General features: G+C 73.0%; 1 protein-coding gene. It reads right to left on the bottom strand.

Annotated features, from left to right (window positions below):
- Positions 1–22: 22 nt before the first annotated feature.
- A complete protein-coding gene (locus tag IE124_RS35050) occupies positions 23–9,832 on the bottom strand; it encodes a type I polyketide synthase (protein WP_229832828.1) in 9,810 nt (3,269 codons plus the stop codon).
- Positions 9,833–9,835 lie beyond the last annotated feature (3 nt).

Raw genomic sequence — 9,835 nt, 5'->3', positions numbered from 1 at the left:
TCGGTCGGTTCAGTCGGTCGGTTCAGTCGGTCGACGGGTCCAACTCGCCGTCGATGAGGGCGAAGAGGTCGTCCGTGGTCGCGTCCGCGAGCCGTGCGGCGAGGTCGTCGCCGTCCTCCGGCAGGCCGGCCAGGCCAGCCAGGTCGGTCGGAGCGGTCGGAGCGGTCGGAGCGGTCGGAGCGGTCAAAGCACTCAGGGCGGGGGCGCCGCCCGGCCGCCCCTCTCCGGTGAGCGTGACGAGGAGCCCCTGGAGTCGCGCCGCGACGGTCGCGCGGAGCTCCCCGTCGCCGGCCATGTCCGGCAGCGCCGATTCCAGGCGGTCGAGGCCGGCCAGAGTCGACCGGACGGTCGACTCCTCCCGTACGGCCGCGAGGTGGGCGAGCAGGTGATCGGTGAGCGCGTCGGGCGTCGGGTGGTCGAAGACCAGCGTCGCGGGGAGTTCGGATCCGATCGCCCTGCCGAGGCGGTTGCGCAGGTCGACGGCGATCAGCGAGTCGAAGCCGAGGTCCTGGAAGGCCCGCTCGGGCTCGATGGCGAGTGGGTCGAAGTGACCGAGAACCGCGGCCGCTTCACCCCTGACGAGGTCGAGCAGCGCCTCGCGCCGCGCTTCCCGGGGCATGGCCGCGAGGAGCTCGGCGAACGGCTCGGTGGCTCCGGAGGCGGCGGGCCCCGTGGCCGCTGTCGTGACGGCGGCGGGCTCGATGACGCGCCGGACGGGTCCGATCGCACCTCCGGCCCCCGTCTCCACCGTCTCCACCGTCTGCTCCTCCCCTGCCGAGGGGTTCACCGGAGCGAACTCCTCCAGCAGGACCTCCCGGTAGCCGAGCGATTCCACCGTGATCACGGGTCGGCCCGCCGGGTCCGTGAGCCGGACGGTGGCGGTCGACTCGCCGGTCTCCGCGAGGAGTACACGAGCTGTCGCCGCGCCGGTGGCGTGGAGCCGAACCCCCCGCCACTCGGCCGGTACGAGTACGGAACCTGCGTCGCCGGCCGGGAACGGGTGACCGAGGACGGCCGCGTCGAGGAGGGCCGGATGCAGACCGAACCGCGGTACGTCGGCCAGGAGTTCCTCGGGGACGCGAACCTCGGGTGCGTTCCGTGAGGTCTCCCCGCCACCGGAGCCCGACGCCGCGTACCCGTGCTGCTCCTCATCCGCGTCGGCCCCTCCTCCGGCGAGCAGCCCCTCGGCGTGGAGGGCCCAGCCGGCGCCCGGACGGTCGGGGCGCGCGTGGACGGCCAGGGAGCGACGACCGGCCTCGTCCGGGGCCCCGACCCGCACCTGTGTCTCCACCGCGCCCTCGCGGGGCATCACGAGCGGCGCGCGCAGGGACAGCGCGTCCAGCACGGTCGCGCCGGTCGCGTCACCCGCCCCTACAGCCATGTCGACGAGCGTGCCGGCGGACACGACGACGGCGTCCCGCACCACGTGTCCGGCCAGCCAGGGGTGGGTGGCCAGGGAGACACGGCCGCTGAACACGGTCTCCCCGGAGCCCGCGAGGGCGACGGGCGCGCCGAGGATGGGGTGACCTCCCAGGGTCGCCTCGGAGGCGGCGTGCCGAGAGCCGACCGCCCCGGCTCCGACCCCGAATCCGGCCCCTGATCCGGCCCCTGATCCGGCCCTTGATCGGGCCCCGGACCGCATCGGACCGGACTCCAGCCAGTGGCGCCGGTGCCGGAAGGAGTACGTGGGCAGGTCGACGTGCGGACGGTCGCCGCCGTCTCCGTAGAACGCCGACCAGTCGACCCGTACGCCACGAGTGTGGAGCAGGCCCAGTGCGGCGAGCAGGGTCTCGGCCTCGGGCCTCCCGCGGCGCAGTGCGGGCACCGCCGTCATCGCCGTCGCGGCGCCCTCCGGCCGTACGCCGTCGGTCATCGCGGTCAGGGCACCGTCGGGCCCCAGTTCCAGCAGCGTGGTGACGCCCAGGCCCGCGAGGGCCGCGAGGGCGTCGCCGTACCGGACCGCGCTCCGCACCTGATGCGTCCAGTACGCGGAGGACCGCAGGTCGTCTCCGGCAGCGAGCCGGCCGGTCAGTGTCGACACCACCGGGATCCGCGGTTCGTGGTACGCGAGACCCTCTGCGACCTGCTGGAACGTGTCGAGCATGCCCTCCATGTGCGGCGAGTGAAAGGCATGACTGACCGTCAGGGAGCGGGTACGGTGACCGAGTTCCTCCAGCCGCCCGGCGATCTCGGCCACCGCGTCGGCGTCTCCCGAGAGGACGACCGACGCGGGGCCGTTGACGGCCGCGATCCCCACCTGGTGCTCGCGCCCCGCGAGCAGTCCGGCGACCTCGTCCTCGCCGGCACGTACCGCGAGCATCGCCCCGCCCCCGGGCAAGGCCTGCATCAGGCGGGCCCTGGACGCCACGAGGAGGCAGGCGTCCTCAAGGGAGAGGACTCCGGCGACGTGGGCGGCGGCGAGTTCACCGATGGAGTGGCCGGCGACGAAGTCCGGCGTGACGCCCCAGGACTCCAGGAGACGGAACAGCGCCACCTCGACGGCGAACAGGGCGGGCTGGGTGTAGCCGGTCAGATCGAGCTCGTCTCCGCTCTCGATCACCTCTCTCAGCGGTCGCGCCAAGTGGCCGTCCAGCTGTGCCGCCACGGCGTCGAAGGCCCGCGCGAAGGCGGGGAACGACTCGTAGAGCCCCTGCCCCATGCCGACCCGCTGCGCACCCTGCCCCGTGAAGACGAATCCCGTACGCATGGACTCCCTGGCTGCGCCTCTTACGACCCCGGGCGCCTCGGCACCGGCCGCGAGGGCACGCAGCCCGGCGACGAGCGCCTCCCGGTCGCCACCGACGACCACGGCCCGGTGCTCGAACACCGAGCGGCGCGTCGCCAGCGACCAGCCCACGTGCTCCACGGCCGTCCCATCGGACTCGGCGAAGGCGGCGAGACGGGCCGCCTGCGCCTCCAGCGCGTCACCGGACTTCCCCGAGAGCAGCCACGGCACGACCGGGATCGCCGCATTGGGCACGATCGGCGCGACGACGGCTTCGTCGTCCCCCTCGGACACGGACACCGGGTCGGGTACGGGTACGGATACGGGTCCGAGTCCGGGTAAGCGCTGCGGCTGCGGTGCCTGCTCGATGATGACGTGGGCGTTGGTACCACTGATCCCGAAGGAGGAGACCGCGGCCCGGCGCGGTCGACCGGTCTCCGGCCACTCCCGCTCCTCCGTGAGCAGCGAGACCGAACCCGCCTCCCAGTCCACGTGCGGCGAGGGCTCGTCCACGTGAAGGGTCTTCGGCAGCACGCCGTGGCGCATGGATTCGATCATCTTGATCACGCCACCGACACCGGCGGCCGCCTGCGCGTGACCGATGTTCGACTTCAACGAGCCCAGATACAGCGGCCGTTCCTCCGCACGGCCTTGACCGTACGTCGCAAGCAGCGCCTGCGCCTCGATCGGGTCACCCAACCGCGTACCCGTCCCATGCGCCTCCACCGCGTCGACATCGGAGGTCGACAGACCCGCGTTCGCCAGAGCCTGTCGGATCACCCGCTCCTGCGCCGGGCCGTTCGGCGCCGTCAGACCGTTCGACGCACCGTCCTGGTTCACCGCCGAACCCCGCAGGACGGCCAACACGCGGTGCCCGTTCCGCTCCGCATCCGACAGACGCTCCACCAGGAGCAGACCCACTCCTTCTCCCCAGCCCGTACCGTCCGCGGAGGCCGCGAACGGCTTGCACCTGCCGTCGGTCGAGAGACCGCGCTGCCGCGAGAACTCGACGAACGTGAGGGGCGAGGACATGACGGTGACACCGCCGGCGAGCGCGAGGTCGCACTCTCCGCGCCGGAGCGCGTGCGCCGCCGTGTGGAGCGCCACCAGCGACGACGAACACGCCGTGTCGACGGTGATCGCGGGCCCTTCGAGGCCGAGCGCGTACGAGACGCGGCCGGAGGCCACGCTGCCCGCGATGCCGGCGGCGAGGTAGCCCTCCAGGTCGTCCGGTATGTTCTGCGCGCCGACGCCGTAGTCGTGGTACATCACGCCCGCGAACACCCCGGTGCGGCTGCCGCGCAGGGTGGCCGGCACGATGCCGGCGCTCTCCACGGCCTCCCACGCGGTCTCCAGGAGGAGCCGCTGCTGCGGGTCGGTGGCGAGCGCCTCGCGCGGGGACATCCCGAAGAAGTCCGCGTCGAAGCCGTCTGCCTGGTGGAGGAAGCCGCCGTGCCGGACGTACGACGTGCCGGTCCGCTCGGGATCCGGGTCGTAGAGGTTGTCGAGGTCCCAGCCCCGGTTGACCGGGAACTCACTGATCGCGTCCGTCCCCTCGGCCACCAGCCGCCAGAGGTCCTGCGGCGAGGAGACGCCACCGGGGTACCGGCACGCCATCCCGACGACCGCGATCGGATCGTCGGCCTCGGCGGTGGGGGCGGCAGTGACGGTCGCGATGTCACGGGCCGAAGCGCCCCGCTCGGCCACGGCCTGCACCTGGTCGTCCGTGGTGGAGAACTCCCCGAGGAGGTGGGTGGCGAGGGCGGCCGGCGAGGGGTGGTCGAAGACCAGGGTGGTGGGCAGACGGAGCCCGGTGGCCGCGTTGAGACGGTTACGCAGCTCCACCGCCGTCAGCGAGTCGAAACCCAGCTCCTGGAACGCCCGCTCCGCCTCCACCGCACCCTGATCCGTATGACCGAGTACGCCGGCGACGACACCCCGCACCAGCTCCAGAAGCGCGCGCTCCCGCTCGGGCCGGTCCAGTCCGGCCAGGCGATCGGCCAGAGCCGAGGAACCCCCCGCAGCGGTGGCGCCGGCCCCCGCCCGGCGGGGCGCCGGGGGCACCAGCCCCCGCAGCATCGGGGACAGTGACTCGCTCCCCTGCGCCCGAAGGGCAGCGGTGTCCATACGGGTGACCGCGAACACGGCGTCCTTCACGCCGACCGCCGTGGCCGCGTCGAAGAGCTCCATCGCGTCCGCCGACTCCAGCGGCAGCAGACCCGAACGCGTCAGACGCTTCAGATCCGCCTCCCCCAGATGCCCCGACAGCGCACTCGACTCCGTCCACAGCCCCCACGCCAACGACACACCCGGAAGACCAGACGCCCGCCGGTGCTCCATCAACGCGTCGAGGAAGGTGTTACCGGCCGCGTAGTTCGCCTGACCAGCCGTCCCCAGCAGCCCCGCGAGCGAGGAGTAGACGACGAACGCGTCCAGTGCCAGGTCCTTCGTGAGCTCGTGCAGGTTCCACACGGCATCGATCTTCGGGCGCAGCACCGCGTCCAACCGCTCGGCGGTCAGCGTCTCCACGGTCGCGTCGTCCGACACACCCGCCGTGTGCACCACGGCCGACAAGGGACTCTCGGCAGGGATCGCAGCAACAACCCCCGCCAATGCGGCACGATCCGTCACGTCAACCGCCGCGAACACCACCTCGGCACCCTCGGCCGTCAGCTCCTCGGCCAGCTCGGCAGCCCCCGGAGCCTCCGCCCCGCGCCGACTCACCAGGAGCAGCCGGCGGGCACCTCGCCCCTGCACGAGGTGGCGAGCCGCGACCGAGCCCAGCGCACCTGTCGCACCGGTGACGAGGACCGTGCCCCGGTCCCAGTCCACGGATGGCTCGGCAGGCGCGAGATCCACACGGACCAGACGCGGCACGAGCACCCGCCCGCCCCGTACAACCGCCTGATCCTCACCCGACGCCAGGGCGACGGCGACACCCGTCTCGTCCTCCACGTCCACGAGAACCACCCGGCCCGGGTGCTCGGCCTGCACCGAACGCACCAGACCCCACACACCCGCGTGCGCAAGATCCGTTACACCCTCCCCCTCGACGCCCACAGCGCCCCGCGTCACGACCACCAGCCGGGACTCGGCCGCCGACTCGTCCGCCAGGAACTCCTGGACCCGTGCCAGTACATCCGCCACAGCGCCCCGAGCCGCCTCGACGAGACCACTCCCGTCGGCTGCGCCGGGTATGAGCCGTACGGTCACCGCATCGTCCGCGGGTCGCCGACCGGTGGCCACCGGAACCGGCCGCCACTCCACCCGGAACAACCCGTCCCGCGACGAACCCGCCGCGCGCAGCGCCTTCCGCGACAACGGCCGCAGCACCAGCGCGGCAACCGAACCCACAGGACCGCCCGCGCCGTCCGCGAGGGTCAGGGTGACGGTGTCGGGTCCGGTCGTCGTGAGGCGGACGCGCAGGACGGAGGCTCCGGTGGCGTGGACGTTCACGCCGGACCAGGAGAACGGGAAACCTTCCTGGCCGACCTCGTCGGCGACGCCCGGGAGCAGGGAGTGCAGCGCCGCGTCGAGAAGCGCGGGATGCACCGCGAACAGGCCGGCGTCCGCCCGCTGTCCCTCCTCCAGGGCGACCTCTGCGAAGAGTTCGCCCTCGCCCTTCCACAGTCGCCTCAACCCCTGGAAAGCAGGCCCGTAACCGTAACCGCGCTCCACCAACCGGCCGTACACACCGTCGAGTTCCACCTCGGCCGCACCAGCCGGCGGCCACACGGACAGACCGGCTTCATCCGCGACCGACGCGACCGACGCGAGCGCCCGGGGCACCAGCGAACCGCTCGCGTGCAGGACCCACGAGCCCTCGCCCTCAAGCCGCCCGTACACCTCGACCGCGCGACGGCCCGAGGCCCCCTCCGCGCCCCCGACCACGACCTGGAGCTGGACACCGCCGCGCTCGGGCAGCACCAGCGGGGCGGCCAGCGTCAGCTCCTCGACCTGTCCCGCGCCCACCTGCTCCCCCGCCGCCAGGACGAGTTCCACGAACGCGGTGCCGGGGAAGGGAAGGCTGTCGAGTACGGCGTGGTCGGCGAGCCACGGGTGCGTGCGCAGCGAGACGCGGCTCGTGAACAGGGTCTCCTCGGCCCCCGCCACGGTGACGGCGGCGCCGAGCAGCGGGTGCACGACCGACCCGAGGCCCAGGGCCTCCGCGCCTGACGCGGCGGCGGTGCCGGGCTCCAGCCAGTACCGGTCGGTCCGGAAGGCGTACGTCGGCAGGTCGATCCGCCGGGCGCCGGTCCCCTCGTAGAAGGCGTCCCAGTCCACGGTGACGCCCCGGACGTGGAGCCACCCGAGAGCGGTGATCAGGGTCCGGTCCTCGGGCCGGTCGCGACGCAGGAGGGGGACGGCGACGACGGCCTCGGACACGCCGTTCGCCGGGCCGGAGCCGTCAGAGCGACCGGCGCCACCGGAGACGCCGGAGACGTCCGTCGCGTGGGAGCGGTGGGAGGTGTCCGACCCGTCCGCGCCACGCAGTCCGTCGGTCAGGCCGCCGGCCAGGGCCGTGAGCACGCCGTCGGGGCCCAGCTCGACGAACGTGGTGACGCCCTCGTCGACGAGGGTGGCGACCGCGTCGGCGAACCGCACGGTGCCCCGGACCTGGTCCGTCCAGTACGCGGCGGTCCGCAGGTCGTCGCCGGAGGCGAGCCGTCCGGTCAGGGTGGAGACGACGGTGATCCGCGGGGCGTCGAAGGTGAGCCGCGAAGCGGCCTCGCCGAAGGCGTCGAGCATCCCGTCCATGTGCGGCGAGTGGAACGCGTGGCTGACGGTGAGCTGCTTGGTCCTGCGTCCCCGCTGCTCCAGTTCCGCGGCGATCTCGGCCACCGCATCGCCGTCGCCCGAGATCACGACGGACGTGGGGCCGTTGAGGGCGGCGATGGCGGCCCGCTGTTCGCGGCCCGCGAGCAGCGCGACGACCTCCTCCTCGCTCGCCTGTACGGCGGTCATGGCACCGCCGCCGGGCAGCGCCTGCATCAGGCGGCCTCGCTCGGCGACCAGGGCGCAGGCGTCCTCAAGGGAGAGGACGCCGGCGACGTGGGCGGCGGCGAGCTCGCCGATCGAGTGCCCGGCGACGAAGTCCGGAGTGACGCCCCAGGACTCCAGCAGGCGGAACAGCGCCACCTCGACGGCGAACAGCGCGGGCTGGGTGTACCCCGTCAGGTCCAGCTCGTCACCCGACGCGATCACCTCCCGCAGCGGCCGCGCCAAGTGACCGTCCAGCTCCGCCGCCACCACATCGAAGGCCCGCGCGAAGGCGGGGAACGACTTGTACAGTCCCTGGCCCATCCCGATCCGCTGCGCGCCCTGCCCCGTGAAGAGGAACGCGGTCCTTCCGCTGCTCCGGACGCCCCGCACGGCGCCCGGAGCCGTCTCACCCGCCGCCAACAGACGGATTTCGGACAGCAGTTGCTCTCGGTCCTCGCCGGCCACCACCGCCCGGTGGTCGAGCGCGGAGCGGCTCACGGCGAGGGAGTAGCCCACGTCGAGCGCTCGCGTCGCGCCCGGTCCTGCCGCGTCCAGGAGAGCGGCCAGGCGCGCCGCCTGCTCCCGCAGGGCGTCGGCGCTCTTCCCGGAGAGCAGCCACGGGACGGCCGGGAGCGGGGCGAGCGGCGTGACGGCGGCCTCGTCGTCGCCCGCAGTGACGGTCTGGGGTGCCTGTTCGATGATGACGTGCGCGTTGGTGCCGCCGAACCCGAAGGACGAGACCGCGGCCCGGCGCGGACGACCGGTCTCCGGCCACTCCCGCTCCTCCGTGAGCAGCGAGACCGAACCCGCCTCCCAGTCCACATGCGGCGAAGGCTCGTCCACATGGAGCGTCTTCGCCAGCACGCCGTGGCGCATGGACTCGATCATCTTGATGACACCGCCGACACCGGCGGCCGCCTGGGCGTGGCCGATGTTCGACTTCAACGAGCCGAGGTAGAGCGGTCGTTCCTCGGAGCGGTCCTGGCCGTACGTCGCAAGGAGCGCCTGCGCCTCGATCGGGTCGCCGAGCCTCGTACCCGTACCGTGCGCCTCCACCGCGTCGATGTCGGAGGCCGACAGACCCGCGTTCGCGAGAGCCTGTCGGATCACCCGCTCCTGCGCCGGACCGTTCGGAGCGGTCAGGCCGTTCGAAGCGCCGTCCTGATTCACCGCCGAACCCCGCAGCACCGCCAGGATCCGGTGACCGTTCCGCTCGGCATCCGACAGCCGCTCCACCAGCAGAAGGCCCACGCCCTCGGCCCAGCCCGTGCCGTCCGCACCGGCTCCGAACGCCTTGCACCGGCCGTCGGCCGCGAGGCCCCGCAGGCGGGAGAACTCGACGAAGGCGACCGGGGTCGACATGACCGTCGCGCCGCCGGCGAGCGCGAGGTCGCACTCGCCGCGCCGCAGGGCGCTCGCCGCCAGGTGCAGTGCCACCAGCGACGACGAGCACGCCGTGTCCACCGTCACCGCCGGGCCCTCGAGGCCGTACGTGTACGACAGGCGGCCCGAGGCGACACTGCCCGCGCTACCGCTGAACAGGTATCCCTCGAAGCCCTCGGGGGGCAGGTTGGGCCTCGATCCGTAGTCGTTGTACATGACGCCGGTGAACACGCCGGTACGGCTCCCACGCAGGGCGTCCGGGGCGAGCCCCGCGCTCTCGAAGCTCTCCCACGCCGTCTGGAGGAGGAGCCGCTGCTGCGGGTCGGTGGCGAGCGCCTCGCGCGGCGACATCCCGAAGAAGTCCGCGTCGAAACGGTCGGCCTCGTGGAGGAAGCCGCCTTCGCGACCGTACGACTTGCCCGCCTGGTCGGGGTCGGGGTCGTAGAGGTCGTCGATGTCCCAGCCACGGTTGACGGGGAACTCGCTGATCGCGTCCGTCCCTTCGGCCACCAGTCGCCACAGGTCCTGCGGCGACGACACACCGCCCGGATAGCGGCACGCCATGCCCACGATCGCGATGGGCTCCTGGGCCTTGTCCTCCACCTCGCGCAGCCGCCTGCGCGCGTCACGGGCGTCCGCGATCGCCCGCTTGAGGTAGTCGCGGAGTTTGTCCTCGCCCGCCATGGTGTTCTCAGCTCCCGGTTGTGTTGTGCTGGTCGACTTCCGTGCTGCGCTCGTCATGCC

Source organism: Streptomyces narbonensis (assembly GCF_014649015.1).
Classification (GTDB): domain Bacteria; phylum Actinomycetota; class Actinomycetes; order Streptomycetales; family Streptomycetaceae; genus Streptomyces; species Streptomyces narbonensis.
This window is presented reverse-complemented; position numbering and strand designations above follow the sequence as displayed.

Excerpts from the sequence above, each read along its gene's own strand:
- IE124_RS35050 (WP_229832828.1), bottom strand. The coding sequence starts at position 9,832 with ATGACGAGCGCAGCACGGAAGTCGACCAGCACAACACAACCGGGAGCT.